Raw genomic sequence first — 20456 nt, 5'->3', positions numbered from 1 at the left:
AAATAAATAGGTACAAGTGGCTGACCTTGATGAAAAAAGATGCGGGTCGGTGGCTTCTGTAGACTAGTTCACCAACCGACCCGCCACACCTTTACGTTCGAAGCATGCGCCGCACAGTTTGCTGTCCGTGTGTCACTGTGGTGCCACGTACTTGTGTGTCACGGGATAGTTACGCTGGATATTCCATTCTTGCATTCCGTTATCCATGTACGAGACCTTGTATCCCCGCTCGAGCAGTTGTCTTGCCGGGGGGAAACCTTCGGATCCGAACATGTCGATCACGATGAGCTCCTTGTCTTTCGGCAAGCCATTCATTTTGCCAGCGAATTCCTCGACGGGGATATGCAACGCGCCTGGGATGTGGCCCATGATACGGAAGGCAATGTCACTCTGGAGGTCGAGGAGCAGAACGTTCTTGTTCTTCGATTTCCACATTTCATGCACTTCGCCCGCGCTATAGAACTTCACGCCAGCCTTTATGGCATCGGCCTTGCCGCGCAGCGTGGCGCTACCATTGCTCCACTTTTTCTCCCAGGAACGGAGATACTTCGTAATCGCCCATATCTGGTCAGCGGTAAGCTGATTGGCGAAGGTAGGCATCACAACCGGTGCACCCGGTTTCTGCGGCGGACCAGCCTTGATGATTTCGAAGTGCTCGTGATCGCTGTGCAGCACAAGGTAGGATTGCAATGTAATCGGCGGGAACCGTCCTTGTCCGTCAACACCATGGCACGAGGCACACACGCCTTCAAAAATCTTTTGGCCATCGCCAGGGTTCTTGCCGCTGAGCGCCTTAAGACTTGCTGGAATGAAGAACTCGGGCTTGTCCTTGGCGGCGATCGTGTTCGGTGGTGCAATCTGCTCATGAAAGTCGTTGACGGCATATTCGAGCAGCGCGAATGTCGGGGTCTTGCGCGGATCAACGCCATGGAGCCCGGCGTGCTTCGCCAGATAATCATCCATGTCCTTGCGGGTCGCGTTTATCTCGCGAATATGCTTGATCTGTTCCGGTTTCAGTACGCGCCAGATGCGATCCATGTAGACAGTTTCGATGCGCGGATCGTTGATTTTGACCAGATCAGGACTGGGGTCGTACAGCCGGCGCAGCGGACGAAAGTAAAGCGCCAGTTTGAACACCTGCGACATTTCGAAGGAGTCACGGTCTTTGTCCAGCAGGATGACGGTGCCGAGTGTCAGGCTCTCCATGGGCGACAGCGCCTGGTCAGGGGGAACCTGCTTCACTTCGTATTCTGCCTTTGCCACGCCACCACTCTGAAGCGATTCCACCACCTTGACGGCGGCCACATGATCAGGATTCATGCTGCCAATACCGCCCTTTGGGATCTTCATGCCACTGCCCATCATAAATGACATCAGGTCTGCCTTGTTGGCCCGGCCCGCCTTGATCTTGTCGAGCAATTCCCGGTTCAGGGCGTGCTCGACTTCGCGCCGGGCACTATTGATTTCAGCGGGCAATGCCTTGGCGCCGATTAAATCGGCCAGCTTCTGCCACTGGCGGGCAAGCGCCGGGCGCGCATCCATCGGAACCGCGTTAGCGTCATCCTTCATTGCCTGCATTACACCGAGCGCCAGTTGCGTGTGCGGACTCAGGGCGTCTTCGTGGCTCGTGTTCCAGCCGGTATCCGGAATCGCCGTGTCAATCTTCGGCATTACACAAGCCGTGGCGCCAAGGGTCACGACTGCGCCCAATACAAGGGCATGAACCCATTTTCTGCCCGGCAGGGAAGAACCATGTTTAATATTTGTCATTACACTTGCTCCATAGGTTGGTTGTGATTTGGATCACGTGTGACAGCGAGTAACTGTGTCTCCATCTAATGCTGATAGGTGAACTGTAATGTCAGCAAATTCGTCTCGAAACTAACATTTGTGGGCGTTGTCTGCCCCGGCAGATTCGACGTTGCCGTCAGTTCATTCTCGAAACCGTGAATGACCGAGAAGTTGAGCGTCGAATACTTGCTGGCGCGCACGCTGACTCCCGCCGATAGGTGGTGTTCCACGATGGCGGTGACGCCAACGTTATTGTTGACATCGCTTGCGTCGAGCGGCGATTTGCCATAGTTGTAGCCGGCCATGAGGGTGACGGAGTCGTTGGAACGGTATTTCATGCCGAGCGCATACACTGTCTGATCTTCCCAGCCATACGCCAGAACCTGGCTGGATGTCGGTCCGATGAGCGTGGCCGATGTGCGGACACCGCTGAAATCAATCCATTTCACGTCCGCCTCAAGCTGCAATCTGTCATTGGGCTGAAAGGAGAGCCCGACCGCCGCCGTCTGAGGATCCTGGAATGACAGATTCCACTTGCCATTGTCCATGTTCCATTCGAGATCCTCGATGTGCGAGCGGCTGGTATAGGCGGCGCCCAGCCGCAACTTGTTGCTGAGCTGGTACACCGTGCCCAGAACGTAGGAATAGCCATAAGCAACGTCCTGGGGATACGTCGTTGATGTTGAGGTCATCGCATTAAAGGTCTTGACCGACATCTGGTTCACAGCCAGGTTCAGGTTCGCGCCAATCGCAAGATCGGGATTAACCTTGTAGGAAAATCCCGGACCGATACGCAGTGACATGCGGCTGGCCACAACCGAATAAGTTCCGCTACCCAATTTCAGCGAACCGACGGGAAAGTCAACACCGCCTCCCGAGATCGGATAGGCCCCGACACCGATCGTCACCCGATCGCCGTATGATTCACTCTGGAACGCGAAACCGCCGCTCGCCATCACGAAGGCGCTGCTGTCGCTCTCAATGCCATTCATGATGCGGTTCGGATTCAGCACCGCGAGGTTCATATCGAACCGCGTGTGCTCATCACCCATATGCAGAAATGCAAGGCCGGCGGGGTTGCTGAGGACGGTTGAAACATCCTGCGGTGTTGCCACCACGGCGCCACCCATGGCGTTGGACAGGCCGCTATAGCCAACCATCTGGTCGCCATTATTAGCGGATACTGATGCAGGAGTGGCTGCCATCAGGCACGCCACGGCAATCAATCTTTTTGTCAGCCGCATTCTTCGCCCCTTGTCGTTTTGTGTTTGATAGGATAATCCGACAGGCATTCAGCCGGTGATCGTCAGATGCGTTAATTTCCGATAGTTTTTCTTAAACGTCAGGCCGTGAATAATGTTCCCGGATGGAGGGGCGCGTAATCCAATTTGGCAGCATCTCTGCTGGCGCGACAGCCTGTGTCAGCCGCGGAGATGTTTCAGGTAAGGACGGGGAACTGTGTTGTCCTTTTACTTCTTGTTTTTACTTGCCGTGTAACCGCTCTTCCATCGTGATGGCCGGCTCCTGGCTGATGAGCAATTCGGTCAACGCCTTACGCTGCGAGGGGTCGAGTATGCCGCGTTCTGCCATCAGCTGGTCAATCAACCGGCGCTGCTGGCTTTCCTGCAACCGGGAAATAGCTGCGCGTTCTGCTTCGATGGCCGCCACATCCGGCTGCGGCGGAAACGAAAAGATAAGACGGATCATGCGCTCGCGGTGGGTGCGGATGTCAATCCACGTCGCATTGAGCTCGGACATGAAACCCCGCTCCATCTCATGCCACTGTCGGCGCTGGGGTTCCGTGAGCTTCAGGTAGTCCTCAAGGTGGGGGGCGTCATGTTTTAATACGTTGTAACCCACTGCTCCCAGGACGCCCACATTTAGCAAAATGGACAGGGTGAGCAGCACATACAGCCAGTAACGTTTCATTCAACTTTTTCCATGCAATCGACACGGCCGAACACTGAGACAGATGCCTCCGGGCGGGATAGGGTCAAACAACGACATGGCGGACGTCGAGGTGCCGGCCACGCCATCGCTTGCATGCGTCAGCGCGCTGCCGAGAAAGACCCCGAAGGCAACTGTCGAGATGGTGGCGGCCAATGACAGCGGCAACCAGCGCCATGGTTTGACTGACCATGGAGCCGGCACTTGTGACGATACCCTCAGGCGGTAACGCAGGCGGGGCGCGAGATCGAAACCAACGGTCACGTTTCCGAGTTCGGCTACATCCCGCCGCAGCGCGATCAACTGGCCCAGGCGTTCGTTACATTCAGCGCAATCCGACAGATGCGCCTTGATCTGATCGCGCGCCAATGTGGATAACTCGCCGTCCATATACGGGGACAGATCGACAAGGTGGGCACAACTCTGTTTCATGGTGTTGCCTTCCATGGTCTTTACCTCGCTGTTCATCCGTCTTTGCATTACTCTTTTTCCTCGTCACGCCGGCACAGCGCCAACAACATCGTGCGCCCTCGTGCCAAACGCGATTTAACCGTTCCCACGTTGATGTTCAAAGTTTCCGCAATTTCACTGTAGGACATCTCTTCGAATTCGCGAAGCAAAAGTACCTGGCAGAAATCGTGCGGTAACTTGTCAAGCGCCTGTTCCAAGTTTTGGCATTGCTCGCTTATGTATAGTAGGCGTTCCGGCCCGGCACAATGATCAGCCAAATCGTGCTGTTCATCGATGGAAATATTATTCATTCGCTTGCGCTGCCGCAGACTGTCGATAGCGGTATTGCTGGCGATCTGGAACAGCCAGGTGCGAAACAGCGCCTCCGGCCGCCACTGTGAAAGCCCCTGGAAAGCCTTCAACAGGGTATCCTGGGTCAGCTCCAGGGCCTCTTCGCGCGAACCGACCATGCGCAGGATGAAACGGTAGAGACGATCTTGATAACGTCGAACCAGTTCGTCAAAAGCATCGGGTTTCCCTTTTTGACAAAGAGAAACACATTCCGGGTCAGTCAATTGTTGCATCAATATCACAGCATCAAGTCTGGCCCAGCCCGGCGCGTGAATCGAGCCGGATCTCATGCGATTCGGCAACAAGCAAATTGTATTCACGCCAGCAAGTATAACCGCCAAGTCACGCAGTTGTCCGCTCCTTGATTCTGCTCAGGATTTTAACGAAACGACGAGGGGAAAGTTCCCGTTTCCGGTCGCTAAATATGAAAATTTACACGGAAGATCACCGCGCTGCCCATTACGTCTTACAGAAGTGGCCATGCTCCGACCGCACCAAGCCAGTCGTCACCGCACGATGCGCCGCATCAAGCCACCGCATTCGAATAATGATCGCCCTAGGTGTGCATTTCTTTCGTCAAGTAAATTAATGGCATAGCTGTTTTTATATGGTGTTTTCCGGAGGAAACGCCCATGTGGGGGCCCATTCCCATCCGGAACTTTCCAGTTTCGGAATCGTTTAACTAAACACGAACGGCCGGGTCAGGTCAGTCAGTACGTTATGAGCGCTGGTCCTCACCTCGAACTCGCGGGCAAGATAAGCCATCTGCGTCATTATTTTTATGTCGCAATTTCCGTCGCTGATGTTATGGAGCATTTCAGGCAAGGATCGCTTACGCCAACTGGCGTAAACCCTGAATAACCAACTTTAATTTACTTACACTAAACATTGTGATGGAGGCTTTCAAGATGAAAACAAAGACGAAAACAACTTTATCTGCATTACTTGCATGCGCAGTCGTTGGAAGCGCCGGCGTTGCCCAGGCGGGTACGGTCGGTATCACCGGCACCGCTTCAGGCACGTATTCGCTGACTTTGCTTAATGCGGCAACAGCTCCGCCTGGAGTCGTACTCGGAACAAGCACGACCAACCCGAGCAATGCCTGGAGCTTCACTTTCAGCGGTGGCAGCGGCTCCTTTAGTGCGGCCGGTGGCATGTTAACCACTGGTTTTAGCTACACACCCATAAGCGGCGCACTGGTCGACAATGGCAACGGCACCTACACCGGCTCCTATTCCTTTGGTTTCGGTCCCGCGCCGGCAGTCGCCACCACCACCACCTGGGACGTCACGCTGGTCGGAACCACCGTCACCCTGGTCACCCTGGACACCGAACCTAACGGTATCAACGGCACCAGCTTTACCAACATTTTCGGCACTATCTCGCCGGTTATGGATGGCACGGCATCGGGGTCGGTATCGGCGGTTCCAATTCCGGCCGCGGCATGGCTGCTTGGCTCGGGCCTGCTCGGTCTGGCAGGAGTTGCGCGCCGTCGCAAGACGTCGTAATCAGCAAACAGAGTGATGTGATCCGCAATTGCCTGCGGATGTGCTGTCTGTATGGAGCACATCTGCAGGTCGTTGTGTGAAACTCACCGCACCAGGCCTGCTTCTCCCCCTGCTCCCTGCGAATTTCCCGTACAAGATTCTTTTAAGGTACGTAAAATGAAAAAACTTCCGGTTTTCCTGGCAATTATCATGCTTGTCTTCAACACCATGGCCCAGGCAGGCACCGCCGGACTTACCGGCCAGTACTCGGGCACTCATTCGCTTACGATACTTAACGGAACCAACGGAGTAACTCTCGGCACAAGCACGACGAACCCAAATAATGCATGGAGTTTCGATTTCGATGCCGGGACATTCAGTATGGCGCCTGTCAGTCCGACAACCGGTATGTTGAGCGTGGGATTTTCCTACTCGTTTGGCGGGGCGTTCACACTTACCGATAATGGCGATGGTACCTATACCGGTACTTATGCCCTCACGATTGGCGCGAATCCGACTACAACCACGACGATCAAGTGGGAAATTACAAAAACACTATACACGCTGACTGTTACCACGCTAGACGGCGATAATAACGGCATCTCCGGGACAGACATTGTGGGTGTATTGCCGCTCACCGTCTCCCCGGTCATGAACGGGACGGCGGTCCTGGCAGGCGCGGACAGCAATGGGGACGGCATTTCCGATGCAGTAGCCACCTCCCTGGGTCTGGATCCGACAGGCCTCGATGGCGATACGGACGACGACGGCACATCGGATGTCATTGAAGTTGGCGCTGATGTCAACAATCCGACGGACAGCGATGGTGACGGTGTGATCAATGCCATCGAGCCTGGAAGCGCCGCCTCCGACGCCAGCGTCGCCAAGGGGTTGGCGGTCTCGAACGGGCAGACGGTAACCATCACGGCAACAGGCCAGTCTCTCACGCAGGTCAGCGCGGGCGCGGCAACCGGTGGCCCCGTACGCGTCGCCTTTCCATATGGAACTGTCAGCTACGTTACTACCTCCGCCGTCGGCGGGAGCGTGACGGTCAGGATGGCGTTCTCATCCGATTTACCCGAAGCCGACAAACTGGTGATCTATAAAGTGGGCAGCGCCGGGGCATATGCACTGCTGCCAACGTCTGCGTGGACGAAGGTGGGGGCCAGGACGGTGGATATTACCCTGACAGACGGCAACCCCGCGACCGATCTGGATGGCGTGGCCAACGGTTCAATCACCGACCCCATCGCGGTAGGCAACAACGTTGCCGGAGATCCGGATTTTGACCATAGAGAGTCGGGCCGGTTTGGTTGCAGCATCAGTTCTGGAAATGGCAATTTCAGGCAGGCGGGCGACTGGTGGTTGCTGCTGATGTTTCTGGCCTGGCTGGGCGTATTTCTCATCAGAAAAAATCCATGCCTCAACAGACCCGCGACTCAGCGCGCTGATGCGCGCTCAATGCCGGATTGCAAGAGACAAGCCCGGTGATTCGGACTGAACATCTCATTTCCGCCGAGTCGCCTGATCGAGGAATTCCGTCAGCTTTCCCGCATTGCATTCCAGCTCATCGTACGAATCGTGTCTGCCGGCCAACAGCAGGAGACGCACATGGTCGCCGGAACGGCGGGCATGGATAAATTCTGCGTCCGTTGCCGGCACGGTGGAGTCGTTGGCGCCATGCACAAGCAATACCGGGCAAAGGATCTGCCGGATGATGTTGCATGGCGCAATATCATCGAAGCGGTATCCGATAACGCGCTGGACGTAGCGCAACACATACCAGCCGAATGGAAAGTAAGGGACGTGACGGGATGCCAGGAATCTCCGCATCATGCTTTCCGGGTGAGCAAAGGCAGCGATGCTGACCACGGCTGCCAGATTGCGCCGGCGCGAGGCAACCAGGAGGGCCGCCCCGGCCCCCACTGAATGGCCCACGGCGGCCACTCTGGTGGCATCCACCCCGGGCTGCTGCACCAGCCAGTCGAGAGCGTGCTCCAGATCCTCGGCAAAACGCGGCAACGAGGAAAAGCTGTCAGCCTCGCTCCTCCCGTGATTGCGCGCATCGAACAGAAGGACGGCATAACCGGAACTGTGCAGCGGGGCGGCCAGCGGAAGCATCATTTCGGCATTGGCGCCCCAACCGTGCAGCACCGCTACGGCCGGCGCGGGAACGTCATTCGGCGCCGGAATGAACCAGGCAAACAGGCGCTTGTCATTTTCGGTCAGGATAGCGACTTCGCGGTACGCCAGCCCACGCTGATCCGGCATGCCCTGCTCGCGAATCCGCGGGGCGCCCAAGCCGACATGAATGAGCAGATGAAATGCAAACACTGCCATGACGATCAGCAACAGGACAGCGACCGGGACCAGGATTGCCATCGTTAATATTTTGTTCGCGGAGCGTTCATCATGCCATGCGCAATTTACCTGTTCAGCATGAACATTGGAACAAATGAGGCCGCCTATGTGCCACAAACAAAAGTTGCAAAGAACAATGGTTGTTATCGGCGCGGCGATCTGCGTGTTCCCGCTCACGCCGGCATCGGCCTGCTCGGTGTCAACGACATCCGGGTTGTTCATCAATACCCCGTCCGGGGTCCTGATGGTTGATGGCGCCGACCGTAATTCGAGCGTCACCATCAGAGTCCGGCTGGATTTACCGAGCCGTGCAGCGTTTGATTTTGGTTTTACAGAGGCAGGCCAGTATGTCCCTGTCACCGGCAAATCGCGCGTCGGCGGTACTTACACGTTCTCCGGCGGAGACATTATTGATTTCACGCTTCGATACAGAGGCGCAGATGGATTATTCGGCACATACGATGACTCTGTTTATCGGCTATCCGACAACGCCAACCCTGCACGGCAGCATTATTTCGCGCCCATCAATCCTTCCAAATCCCGGAATCCCGGAACCACGCAGGCTTATTTTCAGGATTTACGCCTGAGCTGGGACTTGAATCAGGATGGCAAACCCGATGCCCGCGCATTAATTGAATTCAAAGACAGAAAATCCGATGGCATGCTGCCTGCGACAGCGGCCGTTCCCTTGCCCACCGCCGCGTGGCTCTTTGGCTCCGGTCTTTTGGGACTGATGGCTACCATGGCACGTCCGGGAGGTGCCGGAGACAGATCAGGTTTGTAGCTGGATTCGGTAGTAAGAAAACTTCCGGCGCAACAAGGCATCCCGGCCCATCTTCACGCCTCTTCGGTGCGCGGTGCGAGGTTGCGCCTCTGACCCCGCCTGCACCAGCCTCAGCCGCCCCCGCGCCGGATCGCACCCGCGGCGCGCCAACGCACGCCAGCCAGCCACACCTGCCACGAACCACTCACCATCGCTTCGCCTCCCATGGCACGTCGCGAATCCTGGCGAAGGCCCCGCTGCAATCAGCAGGAACTTTTCTGATTCCGGATCGTTCAAGTCTGTATAACAAACGAATGAACCACGGTCCGTTACTGTTCAGCTGGAACCGTGGCTGGCAATAAATATTCATCATTATTAATTAATAAATTACAAACATGGCCAGATCATGTCGTCCCACTGCACCTGAAATGTGCTCAGCGTCGGCAATCACGGAGTTACCTCGCATTGAAGGCGGCGTTGCTGCCCGATTTATTACGCGATGGTCCTTGTTCCTCACGTGCACCGCAGCACTCATTTCTGCCAGCCCGTCATGGGCCAACAATGGCGATCAGCAGATCGCTTTCAGCGCGCGCTCGAATGCCATGGCCGGCGCTGTCATCGCAACCCCCCAGGACGCAACCACGGGCTTGACGAATCCGGCAGGCTTGGCCTTCCTGCACCTGGGCGAGGATGATTTGCGCTTCGATCTGAGTCTCAGCGTGCTCAATCCGATAAACACGCTCAACGGCGTCACGAGCGAGAATAACCTGTTCGTACTGGCCACAGGCGCCATTGCCCTTAAAAGTGTATTCCTCGCCGATAACGTGACGGTCGGGCTGGGTGCTTATGCGTTATCCGGCGGTGGCGTGGACTATCCAGCGGGGACATTCAGCAAGTACCCCGGCACCGACGGGCCCATTGTTGCCGTGCGTCAGTCATTTCGTATCGGTCCATCCTTCGCCTTTAAAATTAACGATGACCTGGCGCTTGGAATCACCACGCACATTGCGGTGGGCATGTTCGGCATACAAGCCCCCGTCTTCAAATCCCCCACTGACTTTAATTTGGGCTATGTGTGGGGACTCGGCGCAACCTATAACCTGACACCCACCATACGATTGGGGGCTACTTATAACGCCCAGACTCGCACTCAAGAATTCAAGTTCACAACATCAAAAGAAAATGTTGTGGCGGGATGCGACCCATGCGCCTTGACTCCTCAGCAATATAATCTTGATTTCGAGGATCCCGCCAGCGCCGGGATCGGAATATCCTACACCCCCACGCCGAAATTACAGATGGAGTTCGACCTTAAACGGATTTATTACCGTGATGTACGTGATAAGCTGGCCTTGATAGAGCAATCCAGCGGCGATAAAGTGGTGCTCAACCTTGGATGGGACGACCAGGATGTCTACGCACTGGGCTTCAATTACAAGTTCTCAAATCGCCTGGAATTCATGTTCGGGTACAATTATGGCGCTTCACCAATCGTTGAAGAAGACCTTGGCAATAATCCCGGGCTTGCTCCCATCATTGAGCACCATGTCACGGTTGGAGCGGGGTTTCGTCTGAACAAACGGTCGGAACTCAATTTCTCATACAACCGTGGCATCGGAGCCCAAATGATAGGGGTGAGGACCGGAACGACAGAGGTCGAGAATGCAACCTTTGAAACCAATATCGCCACCCTTCAGTTTAGTTACGTTTATTAGACAAGCCCTGATTAAGCCTCTCGGGTTACTCCGCATTCCACCGACCCCAGGCTAACCTCGCCTTTCTCCCGGATACTTTCGGCGCTGTGCGCCGATTCTCCCCAAACAAGGCAGGACTTTCCCGGCCCCGCCCGCACTCAGCGAACCTGAGGCCCGAACGACCGCTCACTCTGCACTGCATGCAGCCGTGCATGACCAACGCGCCCCTGATTTTTCAGGTGCCAAGACGCAAAAAACGCAATACGAGTGAATATTCCCCAGCCTCCATACTGGTCTATAGTTCCATTGACTGGCTGGAATGAAAAATGCCTCGTTTACCACAACTCTCTCTGCGCCAGCGCTACATCCTCGGCCTCTGCGCCGTACTGCTGCCGTTTCTGATCGCCATAGCCGTGGCACAACTCTATGTCCTGCCCCGTCTGATAGAGTCTTTGGAGAAAACCGTGACGGAGGTGCTGGAGGAGCTGGGGCCAGTGATGCGTGTCCGGATTGCCCTGCTCCGGGTCAGCAAACCGCCCAACAAATACCTCCTCATCGGTGACCCGGCGGAACGCAGCCACTTCGAGCAGTTGAGTCATGAGATGGACCTGCATTTCAACCATATGCTCGCCGTGCCCTTTGGTCTGGAGCAGGAGCGAACGCTAGCTAAGGCAGCGCAACAGGAGTGGCGGCAGGCCCGCCGCCTGGCCGAGGACATCCTGCGCGCACCGCCTCAGGTTGGAAACCCGGAACTGATGCATGACGTGAAACGCCTGGACGCCCACATCGACCGCGCTGTGGCCCTGCTCGACCAGCTGCACAATATAATCTACGGTGAAATCAAAGAGGCCTTGCCCAACGCTCATGCTGCCAGACAGCATACGGTGCTGATTCCCCTGATCTCATTCATAGCAGCGTTTATAGTCTCATTGATCGCCAGTCTGCTGTTGGCTCGCCCCATGTTGAAGTCTATCAGCGCGCTTGGAGGCGCTGCCTCCCGCCTGGCCGGGGGCGACTTCTCAGCGCGCGCTGTGCCGGGTCGGAAGGACGACGAGATCGGGCAATTGGCGCTCGCCTTCAACGTCATGGCGGAAAAAATCGAACAACACCAGAAAAAACTCGAGGAGCTTGCCATTCAAGACAGTCTCACGGAGTTGCTCAATCGCCGTGGATTCTACCGATGGCTCACTGCGGAAATGGAACGTTCGCGTCGCTACAATCATCCCTTCTCGCTATTGATGCTGGATATCGATGACTTCAAGATTATAAATGATACCTACGGACACCAGGCGGGTGACGAGGCAATACGCGTTATCGCCTCGCGTATCAGGAGACAGGTTCGGCCGGTGGACCGGGTCGCCCGCTATGGCGGCGAGGAGTTTGCCGTTATCCTGCCGGAGACCACAGCCGCCGGGGCCCTGAGCACGTCCGAGCGTATTCGTGCGTCCGTAGCCGGTGCCGCCATCCTCTTGGCACCAGAACAGGGACTGAACCTCACGATAAGCATCGGCATGGCGACCTTTCCGGAGGACGCGGATACTGATGACGGAATCATCGCCGCCGCCGATCAGGCGCTTTATTCAGCGAAGGAGGCCGGCCGCAACCGCGTGTGTCGGTACACCAGGCGCAACGTGAATGGCTGACCTCCAACGACATCATGAGCGAGAATAATTATTTGTGCTGGCCGCAGGCGTCATTGCTCTTAAAAGCGAGCATTCCCCAGATAATCTGACTGTCGGACCAGGCACACACTCGTCCCGTCGCGGCTTTACCGGAAGCACGGCCTCGCCAAGGGCAAACAGGCGCACGACAAGCGCGCATCCATCAAGGAACGTGAAACCGATTGCGAGATGCAGCGCGCGCTGAGAGCGTGCGACTAGCGCGAAGCTTCCTTGCCTGTCAGGCCGACCGGTTCGGCCGGCAACCATCCGCCGCCCATGGCCTGGTACAGCGCCGCGGTATCCGTCAGGCGCCGGGCCTGGGCCGCGATCAGTTCGCGGCGCGTCTGCTGGAATTGTTGGCGCGCGATCAACAGTTGCAGATAGCTGGCCGCGCCCAGCTCGTACTGCTGCTGCACCAACGCCAGCGATTCCTGCGCCGCGTTGCTGGCGGCCGCCTGCGCTGCCAGAATCCTTGCGTCATTGTCCAGCGCGCGCAGCACATCGGCCACGTTGCGTAATGCCTGCAATACGGTTTCACGATAATGCGCGGCGGCAGCGTCGAACCCGGCCTGCGCCGCGCGCGCCTCGTCGCGCAGCCCGCCGTGAAACAGCGGCTGCGTCAACTGCCCTGCGAGGCCCCATACCAGCGTGCCGCTGCCAAACAGGCCGGCGCTGGTGAGCGCCTGCGAGGCGGCATCGGCACTGAGCGTGATTTGTGGATACAGCCGTGAAACCGCGGTGCCGTATTCGGCATTGGCCGCGCGCAACAAGGCCTCAGCGGCCTGGATGTCGGGACGTCGGCGCGCCAGTTCCGACGGCAGGCTCACCGGCAATTCGGATGGAAGCGTGAAATCCGCCAGCGTGAACGCCGGCATGCCGGCCGCGCCCGGCGGCTGTCCGGCGAGCACCGCCAGCAGATGCGTGAGTCGGTCATGCTCGGTTTGCAGCGCCGGGATGCCGGCGCGGGTCTGCTCCACCAGAGTCTGCAACGCCAGCACGTCGTTGCGCGCGGCTGCGCCCAGCGCGAAGCGCTGGCGCGTGATCTCGATCTGCGCCTCCTGCGCCGCGAGGCTGGCCGTACTCGCTTCGATCTGCGCCGCGAGCTGCGCCTGGATGACGGCGGTCGTGACGACGTTGGCCGCCAGCGTCAGGCGTGCGCCTTCGTGCTGGAAGCGCTGGTACTCGGCGCGCGCGGCCAAGGCCTCGAGCGCGCGCCGGTTGCCGCCGAACAGATCGAGGTTGTAGCTCACGCCGACGCCGGCGTGATACAGGCTGTAGGTGCGCTCGCCCCCGGTCTGGCCCGCGGCGATGTTATTGACCTGCTGGCGCTGCGCGCCGGCGGTAGCGTTCACTTGCGGCAGTTGCGTGGCGCCGGCGTGTGCTTCATATAAATGTTGTGCCTGCCGCAGCGTGGCCTGCGCCGCTTCCAGTGTCGGGCTCGATTGCAGGGCGCGTTCGATCAGCGCATCGAGTTCGGGCGAACCGAACGCGTGCCACCATGCGGCATCCGGCGCCGCACCGGCGATGAAACGCTGTGCCGTACCCAGTTCATTTTCGGCAGTGACGGTCTGTGCCGGCTGCTCCTGCGCGGTATAGCCCTCGGCCGCCGGTGGCGGCGGGCGCTGGAAATCCGGGCCGACGGCACAACCGGCGAGCAGACCGGTATAGAGAATCAGCAACAGGCGCCACGCCGGAAATGTGGTTGCCACGAAATTCATTCGAACGCCCTCCCCTCGCCGGCCTCTTCGTGGGTGCGGCCGTCGCGGATATGGTAAATGCGCTTGAAGGTTGGGATGATTTTTTCGTCATGGGTCACGACGATGACGGCGGTCTCGTACTGCTGCGCCATCTTGTTGAGTATGCGGATCACCGCCAGCGCCCGTTCGCTGTCGAGCGGCGCCGTGGGTTCGTCAGCCAGTATCACCGGCGGCTGGTTAACCAGCGCCCGGGCGATGGACACGCGCTGCTGCTCGCCGCCGGACAGCTGCGAGGGCATGGCGCGGGCGCGATGTATTACGTCGAGCGCCTCGAACAGTCCGCGCGCGCGTTGGCGCGCCTCGTCGTTGGGCCGCCCGGCCAGCATCGGCAGCAGCGCCACGTTGTCGGTGACATCGAGAAACGGAATCAGGTACGGCGCCTGGAACACGAAACCAATCTTGTCGCGCCGCAGCGTGCGCAGGTCGGGAATCTTCCAGCCATCGTCATAGATCACATGATCGCCCAGGGTCATGCGGCCGGCAGTCGGCTCGATCACGGCTCCGAGGCACTTGAGCAGCGTGCTCTTGCCGGAACCGGAGGGGCCGATGAGACCCACGACCTCGCCCGGCGCCACCTGCATGTCCACCTGCTTGAGCGCGTCCACGGCGGTGTCACCGCTGCCGTAGCGCTTGCGCAATCCCTCGATGCGGATGCCTTTTGTGTGCGTGTCAGCCACCGATCGCCTCCGCCGGGTCCACCTTGAGCGCGGCGCGGATCGCCATCACGCTCGCCAGGACGCAGATCGCCATGACCGCGATGAAGCCGTACGCCGAGTCCGCCGGCTCGAGCAGGATATACTTGGGGAAGAACGGCGCCCACAACGTGGCCGCGATCTTGCCCGCCACGAAACCGATGAGCCCGAGGCCGAGCGCCTGCTGCAAAATCATGCCCGCGATGGTGCGGTTGCGCGTGCCGATAAGCTTCAGCACCGCGATCTCGCGGATTTTTCCCAGCGTCAGGGTGTAGATGATGAACGCCACGATGGCGGCGCTGACGATGGCGAGAATCACCAGGAACATGCCGATCTGTTTCGACGAGGTCGCGATCAGCTTGCCCACCAGGATCTGTTCCATCTGCGCGCGTGTGTACACTTGCAAACGCTTCCAGCGACGGATCGGCTGCGCCACTTCCTCCGCGGCATAACCGGGCTCGATCTGCACCATCACGACATTGACGAAGGGGTTGGCGCCCTGCGCGGCGATCACCGCGTCCAGCAGGCCAGGCACGCCGGGGCGGTTGTACACCGGACTCTCCGCGGTGCGGCGGCGCTGCTGCACGATGGCGTCGTTGTCCTTGAGAAACTGCGCCTCCTGCGCGTCCTTGAGCGGAATGAACACCATCGGGTCACCGCTGGAGGACACCATGCGCCGCGTCAGCCCGACCACGGTGTAATGGTTGCGGCGGATCCGGATGCTTTCGCCGAGACTGAAGCCGGAAGCAAGATCGGCCACGGCCTCGTAGTGACTGCGCGTGATATGACGGCCGGCGACCAGATAGCCGGGTTGCCCGGGCTCGCCGGGACCGCCGGGCACGACGCCGACCACCATGGCGCGCACGTCTTTGTCGCCGCGGCGCACCTGCATGGTCAGATAGGTGACGTTGGCGGCGCGTGCCACGCCCGGCATCCCGAGAATGCCGCGATACGCATCGTCGTAAATACTGGAGGATTCGGCATAGGGACCGAGCGTGCCCTGCTGCACCACCCACAGGTCGGCGCCGCTGTTGTCAAGCAGCGCCTTGGCGTCGTCCACCATGCCGCGATACACGCCGGCCATGGTCAGCGTCACGCCGATCAGCAATCCCAGACCGATACCGGTAAAAACAAATTTTCCCCAGGCGTGCAGTATGTCGCGCCCGGCGAGGCTGATCACGGCGTCACTCCCGGCAGTTGTTCGACAATCTTGATGCGGCTGTGGCTGTTCAGCGAACGCTGGCTGTACACCACCACGCGCTCGCCAATCTTGAGTCCTTCGAGAATCTGAACCTTGCCATCGAGATCGGTCGCGCCCACCTTGATCGGCGTGAAACGCAACGCGCCGTCATCCACCAGCCACACGCCGAGACGGCCGTCCACCCGCTGCACGCTGGCATTGGGCACCGCTGGCGCGGCCGGCAGCGGCGGCAGCGCCACCGTGACCTCGGCCAACTCGCCGATGGGCGGCAGCGGATCGGGAATCGAATCGAACACTACCTTGGCCAGGGTCTCCTCGGTCACGGCGTCGGCCAGCGGCTCAACGCGCAACACGCGCGCGTTGTGCTCCTGCGCGCCCTGCGAACGCAGGGTGATGCGTGCCGACAGATCGGCGCGCAGGCCGGAGGCGCGCAATTGGTCGAAGCGCACATTGATCCACAGACTCGCGGGATCTATCAGCTCCACCACCGCCTGGCCGGCGACCACGGTGGTGCCGGGGTCGGCGTGACGCGCCGCCACCAGACCGGCCACCGGCGCGACCAGGCGCAGATTGGCGCGCTGCTGTTGCAGCCCGTCGCGCTCGGCGCGCGCGCGCGCCAGTTCCTGGCGTGCAGCCTCGCGGTTGGCCTCGGCGGCGGTGAACCCGGCGAGCGCCAGCTGGCGTTCCTGCCGTTTGGCCTCGACCGTTTCCTCGCTCGCCGATTGCGCCTGCAAAAGTTTTTCATAACGACGCGCCTGCGAAACAGCGTAGATCTTGCGCGCCGCGGCCTCGCTCACTTGCGCCGCGGCCGCCTGCGCCGCGGCCTCGGCGCGCTTGAGCGTCGCGTCCTGTGCCTGCAGGCGCTCATCGAGATCCACCGGATCCATCTCGCCCAGCAACTGGCCCGCCTGAACATGCTCGCCCACCTGCACTTCCACGCGCCTGACGCGCCCGGCGACGGTGGGCCCGATCTTGTAGAGATAGCGCGCCTCGACCGTGCCGATGCCGAACAGTGCCGGCGCAATCGAGCGGTTCTCGACCGCGGCCACGGTCACCGGCACCGGCGCCAGGGGTCCCGAGCGCAACACGACATAGATGAACAGCGCCAGCATCGGCACCAGCACAGCGACCAGCGCCAGCGTGCGGCGACTCACGTGCAGCCGTTTCATGCCTCACTCCGATCTGATCTGACTGTGCTCATGCGGGCCATCCTGTATCTTGTTAGAACCTGTCTCAAAATCAGTTCCCCCCTCCCGCGAGGGGAGGGAGGATTGCGGCGTTTGCCATCATATTGATACTCCTTGTATGGAAGAAGAGAAACATTACCGCCGGCCGCGACCCTTGCCTTGCCCCTGACCGTTGCCCATGCCGGCGCTCTGACCGCCGCCCTGACCACGACCGGCCGACTGGCGCGACTCGTACCCGCGACCGTAACCGTCGCCGCTTTCGGCGCGCGTGCGCTCGCGCTTCATCTCGCCCTGACCGCGATCGTTGTCCTCGCCCGTACGCTGACGCATTTGACCATCCTGCGCCCCCTGCCCGGAGCCGCCAAAACCCGACGGCGCGCGATCTTCCGCGCTCATGTTGCGCGCGCGCGTCTGCATCTCTTCCTGGAACCGGGCGCGGTCGCCTTCGCTCATGTCGCGCACCTGGCTGCGTTGCTGCACCAGTTCCTCGTTGCTGTACTGGGTGAAGTCCTGCTCCGCCCTGACGCTGACCGGCGCCAACATATTGATGCCGAGGGTCATGGCCGCCGCGGCGACCGTGAGGGTTTTCATCTTCATGATATAAGCTCCTTGATTACGTTGATGGTGATCAAACTTCCCGAAGCCGTATAGTCGCGGCTTCTGGTCCGCTATACTGGACACCCGGTGATTTCCGGAGCGCCTGCGTGTGTTACAGAATGTTTCCGCGCCCGCACGGACGGCAACCCGCTATGAATGACACGAAAACCCGTATTCTGGTTGTGGACGACGACGCCGCGCTGCGCGAGCTGCTCGGGCGTTACCTGACGGAGCAGGGCTTCCGGGTGGATACCGTGGCCGACGGTACGGCCATGGATCGCCAGCTCGCCGCCGCGCGCCCCGACCTCGTGATCCTCGACCTGATGCTGCCGGGCGAGGACGGTCTGGCGCTGGCGCGCCGGCTGCGCGCGCAGGGCGACCTGCCGATCGTCATGTTGTCGGCGCGCGGCGAGGACGTGGACCGCATCGTGGGCCTGGAAGTAGGCGCGGACGATTATCTCGCCAAGCCGTTCAATCCACGCGAACTGCTGGCGCGCATCCGCGCGGTGCTGCGGCGCCACGGCGCCGCGGCGGCCGGGACAGCGGTCGCCGGTGACGGCCACGTCTTCGGCCCCTATCGGCTCGACACCGCGATGCACAGGCTCGCGTGTGACGGTGCCGAGGTGCCGGTCACCGGCGCCGAGTTCACCCTACTGCGCGTATTCCTTGAGCATCCCAACCGCGTGCTGTCACGCGACACCCTGATCGAGCTCATCAAGGGCTACGACCGCTCGCCGTTCGACCGCTCGATTGACGTGCGCGTCACGCGCCTGCGACGCAAGATCGAGCCGGATCCGGAAGCGCCGGTGTACATCCGCACCGTGCGTGGTGAGGGCTATCTGTTCACGCCACAGGGCAAGGCGCCGTGAAGCCGCGCACGCTCTTCGGGCGTACCGCACTCACGCTCGGTGTGGCGCTGGTACTGTTGCAGGCATTGGCGCTCGGCATCATCGCCTGGCAGATTACCTTTCCGCTGTCGCAACGCGCCGCCGACGACCTCGCCGCGCTCATGGTGCTCTCGGCCCGGACCTGGGTCGAGCTGCCGCCGGTCACGCGCACCGATTTCGAACACGAACTGAAGACGAATCATGGCCTGACCATCGGCGCGGCGCGCGAACCGCTGCCGCCCTCCACGAGCTATCTACACTATCGCTTCATTCTGGAAGCGGCGCTGACGCAACGCCTGAACCGGCCGGTGCCGGTGCACACGACCGCCGATCCGACGTGGTACTGGGCCGACATTCCGGCGGGTGGAAAAATGGTTCGTGTCGGCTTCGCGCGCGAGCGCATCGGCGCCAGCCCACCGGCCGCCATCGCGCTGCTGCTGGCGGCCATCGCCGCGCTCACGCTGATCACGGCGCTCATCCTGGCGCGTCGTCTCACGCGCCCGCTGGCGCAACTGGCGCAGGCCGCTACCCGCGTCGGCCAGGGCGAGACCCCCGAGCCCCTGCCGGAGCAGGGCCCGGAGGAACTGGCGCAACTCGCGCGCCGCTTCAACCGCATGGTGGGCGAGGTGCGCGAACTGCTGGCCAACCGCACCACGCTGCTGTCGGGCATCTCACACGACCTGCGCACGCCGCTGGCGCGCATGCAGCTGGCGCTGGAAATGCTGCCGCGCGCGGTTGACGCGAAACTCGTGGACGGCCTGCGCCGCGACGTCGAGGAAATTGATCGCCTGATCGGCCAGTTCCTCGAACTCGGCCACGGACTGGAAGCGGGGCAACGCACCGACACCGACCTGCGCGCACTGCTCGAGGATATCGCGGCCGATGCCCGGCGCAGCGGTGCCGAGATCCATCTCAACGCCACGGCGGGCGGTATCATGACGGTGAATGCCATGGCGCTGCGGCGCATCCTGGCGAATCTCGTGGAGAACGCCATGCGTTATGGCGGCGGAAAACCGGTGGACATCGAACTGGAACAATCCGGCGACGCCAACGTGATCCGCGTGCTCGACCGCGGCCCCGGCATTCCGGAGTCCGAACGCGAAGCGGTGTTCCGGCCGTTCCACCGGCTGGAGCCGTCGCGCAGCGCCGCCACCGGCGGCAGCGGTTTGGGACTCGCCGTCGCGCGACAACTGGCGCAGGCCAATGGGTGGAACATCGAACTGCTGGCGCGCCCCGGCGGCGGCACCGAAGCCCGGCTCACGCTCGCCACGTCGCCGCGCACGAACGACGCAAAATCCTGAGCGTCATCCGCCGGTTCGTGCCGTGGCAACTTGAATACACAGGAACTTGCCCCCATTCAAAGGACATCCCGTCGGCGATGGGATATACTGTGAATGTTTCGGGGGTGACCTGGTTTCGACGTGGGTCACGAAACCTCTGGGGCATGCCGAGGTGCAGATCTCCTCGTAAATCCAGCTGCAAACTTATAGTTGCCAACAACGACAACTACGCCTTAGCGGCTTAATCCCCGCTAACCTTTCCCCCCGAGTTTCGCCCGTGGGCTGGGATGGAAAGGTCGATCACACGGGATCGCGCCGGCTCGTGCCTGTTGAGCCAGCGTTAAATCCAA

At 60.1% G+C, this 20456-nt stretch carries 19 protein-coding genes, 1 other RNA gene and 1 pseudogene; 9 read left to right on the top strand and 12 right to left on the bottom strand.

The genetic code is table 11. The features are described 5' to 3' along the window. Positions 1-132: 132 nt before the first annotated feature. The 5 genes from NUV55_RS09195 to NUV55_RS09175 form a co-directional block, all read right to left on the bottom strand. Positions 133-1770: a c-type cytochrome gene (locus tag NUV55_RS09195; protein WP_296672286.1), complete on the bottom strand. Its 1638-nt coding sequence runs from the start codon at positions 1768-1770 to the stop codon at positions 133-135. A 65-nt stretch (positions 1771-1835) separates the two neighbouring features. Further along, positions 1836-3035: an OmpP1/FadL family transporter gene (locus NUV55_RS09190; RefSeq protein ID WP_296672284.1), complete on the bottom strand. Its 1200-nt coding sequence runs from the start codon at positions 3033-3035 to the stop codon at positions 1836-1838. Between the two features lie 238 nt (positions 3036-3273). After that, positions 3274-3720 carry a periplasmic heavy metal sensor gene (locus NUV55_RS09185; RefSeq protein ID WP_296672283.1) on the bottom strand — a complete coding sequence of 149 codons (447 nt, stop codon included), beginning with the start codon at positions 3718-3720 and terminating at the stop codon, positions 3274-3276. After that, positions 3721-4218, bottom strand: coding sequence for an anti-sigma factor (locus tag NUV55_RS09180; protein ID WP_296672281.1), 498 nt, complete (start codon positions 4216-4218; stop codon positions 3721-3723). Further along, positions 4218-4844, bottom strand: coding sequence for an RNA polymerase sigma factor (locus NUV55_RS09175; RefSeq protein WP_296672280.1), 627 nt, complete (start codon positions 4842-4844; stop codon positions 4218-4220). Before NUV55_RS09175 ends, NUV55_RS09180 begins: the two co-directional genes overlap by 1 nt. A gap of 603 nt (positions 4845-5447) precedes the next feature. On the opposite strand from NUV55_RS09175, the gene NUV55_RS09170 reads away from it, so the two are divergent. Next, on the top strand, positions 5448-6047 hold the full coding sequence (locus NUV55_RS09170; RefSeq protein ID WP_296672278.1) for a VPLPA-CTERM sorting domain-containing protein: 600 nt from the start codon (positions 5448-5450) through the stop codon (positions 6045-6047). Between the two features lie 156 nt (positions 6048-6203). Further along, complete coding sequence (locus NUV55_RS09165) at positions 6204-7517, top strand: choice-of-anchor U domain-containing protein (protein WP_296672277.1); 1314 nt, start codon at positions 6204-6206, stop codon at positions 7515-7517. A gap of 15 nt (positions 7518-7532) precedes the next feature. Here the strand turns inward: NUV55_RS09165 and NUV55_RS09160 are convergent, their stop codons facing one another. Beyond that, positions 7533-8408: an alpha/beta fold hydrolase gene (locus NUV55_RS09160; RefSeq protein WP_296672275.1), complete on the bottom strand. Its 876-nt coding sequence runs from the start codon at positions 8406-8408 to the stop codon at positions 7533-7535. A gap of 115 nt (positions 8409-8523) precedes the next feature. Between NUV55_RS09160 and NUV55_RS09155 the strand changes: the two genes are divergently transcribed. From NUV55_RS09155 to NUV55_RS13845, 4 genes and pseudogenes are all read left to right on the top strand, one after another. Then, positions 8524-9171, top strand: coding sequence for a hypothetical protein (locus NUV55_RS09155; protein WP_296672273.1), 648 nt, complete (start codon positions 8524-8526; stop codon positions 9169-9171). Positions 9172-9545: 374 nt separating this feature from the next. Next, complete coding sequence (locus NUV55_RS09150) at positions 9546-10865, top strand: OmpP1/FadL family transporter (protein ID WP_296672271.1); 1320 nt, start codon at positions 9546-9548, stop codon at positions 10863-10865. Between the two features lie 305 nt (positions 10866-11170). After that, positions 11171-12487 (top strand): diguanylate cyclase, encoded by a 1317-nt coding sequence (locus NUV55_RS09145; RefSeq protein WP_296672269.1) that lies wholly within the window; start codon positions 11171-11173, stop codon positions 12485-12487. 108 nt (positions 12488-12595) lie between these two features. Beyond that, positions 12596-12724: pseudogene (locus tag NUV55_RS13845) on the top strand (SsrA-binding protein); the annotation flags it as partial. Here the strand turns inward: NUV55_RS13845 and NUV55_RS09140 are convergent. The 5 genes from NUV55_RS09140 to NUV55_RS09120 all read right to left on the bottom strand — a co-directional run bounded on the left by NUV55_RS09140 (position 12721) and on the right by NUV55_RS09120 (position 18023). Continuing rightward, positions 12721-14214 carry an efflux transporter outer membrane subunit gene (locus NUV55_RS09140; RefSeq protein WP_296672267.1) on the bottom strand — a complete coding sequence of 498 codons (1494 nt, stop codon included), beginning with the start codon at positions 14212-14214 and terminating at the stop codon, positions 12721-12723. The pseudogene NUV55_RS13845 and the gene NUV55_RS09140 overlap by 4 nt on opposite strands. Before the next feature lie 5 nt (positions 14215-14219). Then, a complete protein-coding gene (locus tag NUV55_RS09135; RefSeq protein ID WP_296672266.1) occupies positions 14220-14939 on the bottom strand; it encodes an ABC transporter ATP-binding protein in 720 nt (239 codons plus the stop codon). After that, positions 14932-16134, bottom strand: coding sequence for an ABC transporter permease (locus tag NUV55_RS09130; protein ID WP_296672264.1), 1203 nt, complete (start codon positions 16132-16134; stop codon positions 14932-14934). Before NUV55_RS09130 ends, NUV55_RS09135 begins: the two co-directional genes overlap by 8 nt. Then, positions 16131-17324, bottom strand: coding sequence for an efflux RND transporter periplasmic adaptor subunit (locus NUV55_RS09125; protein WP_296672262.1), 1194 nt, complete (start codon positions 17322-17324; stop codon positions 16131-16133). The genes NUV55_RS09130 and NUV55_RS09125 overlap by 4 nt, the downstream gene beginning before the upstream one ends. A 153-nt stretch (positions 17325-17477) precedes the next feature. Next, positions 17478-18023: a hypothetical protein gene (locus tag NUV55_RS09120; RefSeq protein WP_296672259.1), complete on the bottom strand. Its 546-nt coding sequence runs from the start codon at positions 18021-18023 to the stop codon at positions 17478-17480. Positions 18024-18091: 68 nt separating this feature from the next. On the opposite strand from NUV55_RS09120, the gene NUV55_RS09115 reads away from it, so the two are divergent. Then, positions 18092-18808: a response regulator gene (locus tag NUV55_RS09115; RefSeq protein WP_367280396.1), complete on the top strand. Its 717-nt coding sequence runs from the start codon at positions 18092-18094 to the stop codon at positions 18806-18808. On the opposite strand, the gene NUV55_RS09110 is transcribed toward NUV55_RS09115, so the two are convergent. Then, positions 18783-18950 (bottom strand): hypothetical protein, encoded by a 168-nt coding sequence (locus NUV55_RS09110; protein ID WP_296672256.1) that lies wholly within the window; start codon positions 18948-18950, stop codon positions 18783-18785. The two genes, NUV55_RS09115 and NUV55_RS09110, sit on opposite strands and share 26 nt — an antisense overlap. On the opposite strand from NUV55_RS09110, the gene NUV55_RS09105 reads away from it, so the two are divergent. After that, positions 18949-20127 carry an ATP-binding protein gene (locus NUV55_RS09105; RefSeq protein ID WP_367280395.1) on the top strand — a complete coding sequence of 393 codons (1179 nt, stop codon included), beginning with the start codon at positions 18949-18951 and terminating at the stop codon, positions 20125-20127. The genes NUV55_RS09110 and NUV55_RS09105 overlap by 2 nt on opposite strands. Before the next feature lie 100 nt (positions 20128-20227). After that, positions 20228-20456: a transfer-messenger RNA gene (gene ssrA / locus NUV55_RS09100) on the top strand; the annotation flags it as partial.

The sequence above is a fragment of the Sulfuricaulis sp. genome (assembly GCF_024653915.1).
Taxonomy (GTDB): Bacteria; Pseudomonadota; Gammaproteobacteria; order Acidiferrobacterales; family Sulfurifustaceae; genus Sulfuricaulis.
This window is presented reverse-complemented; position numbering and strand designations above follow the sequence as displayed.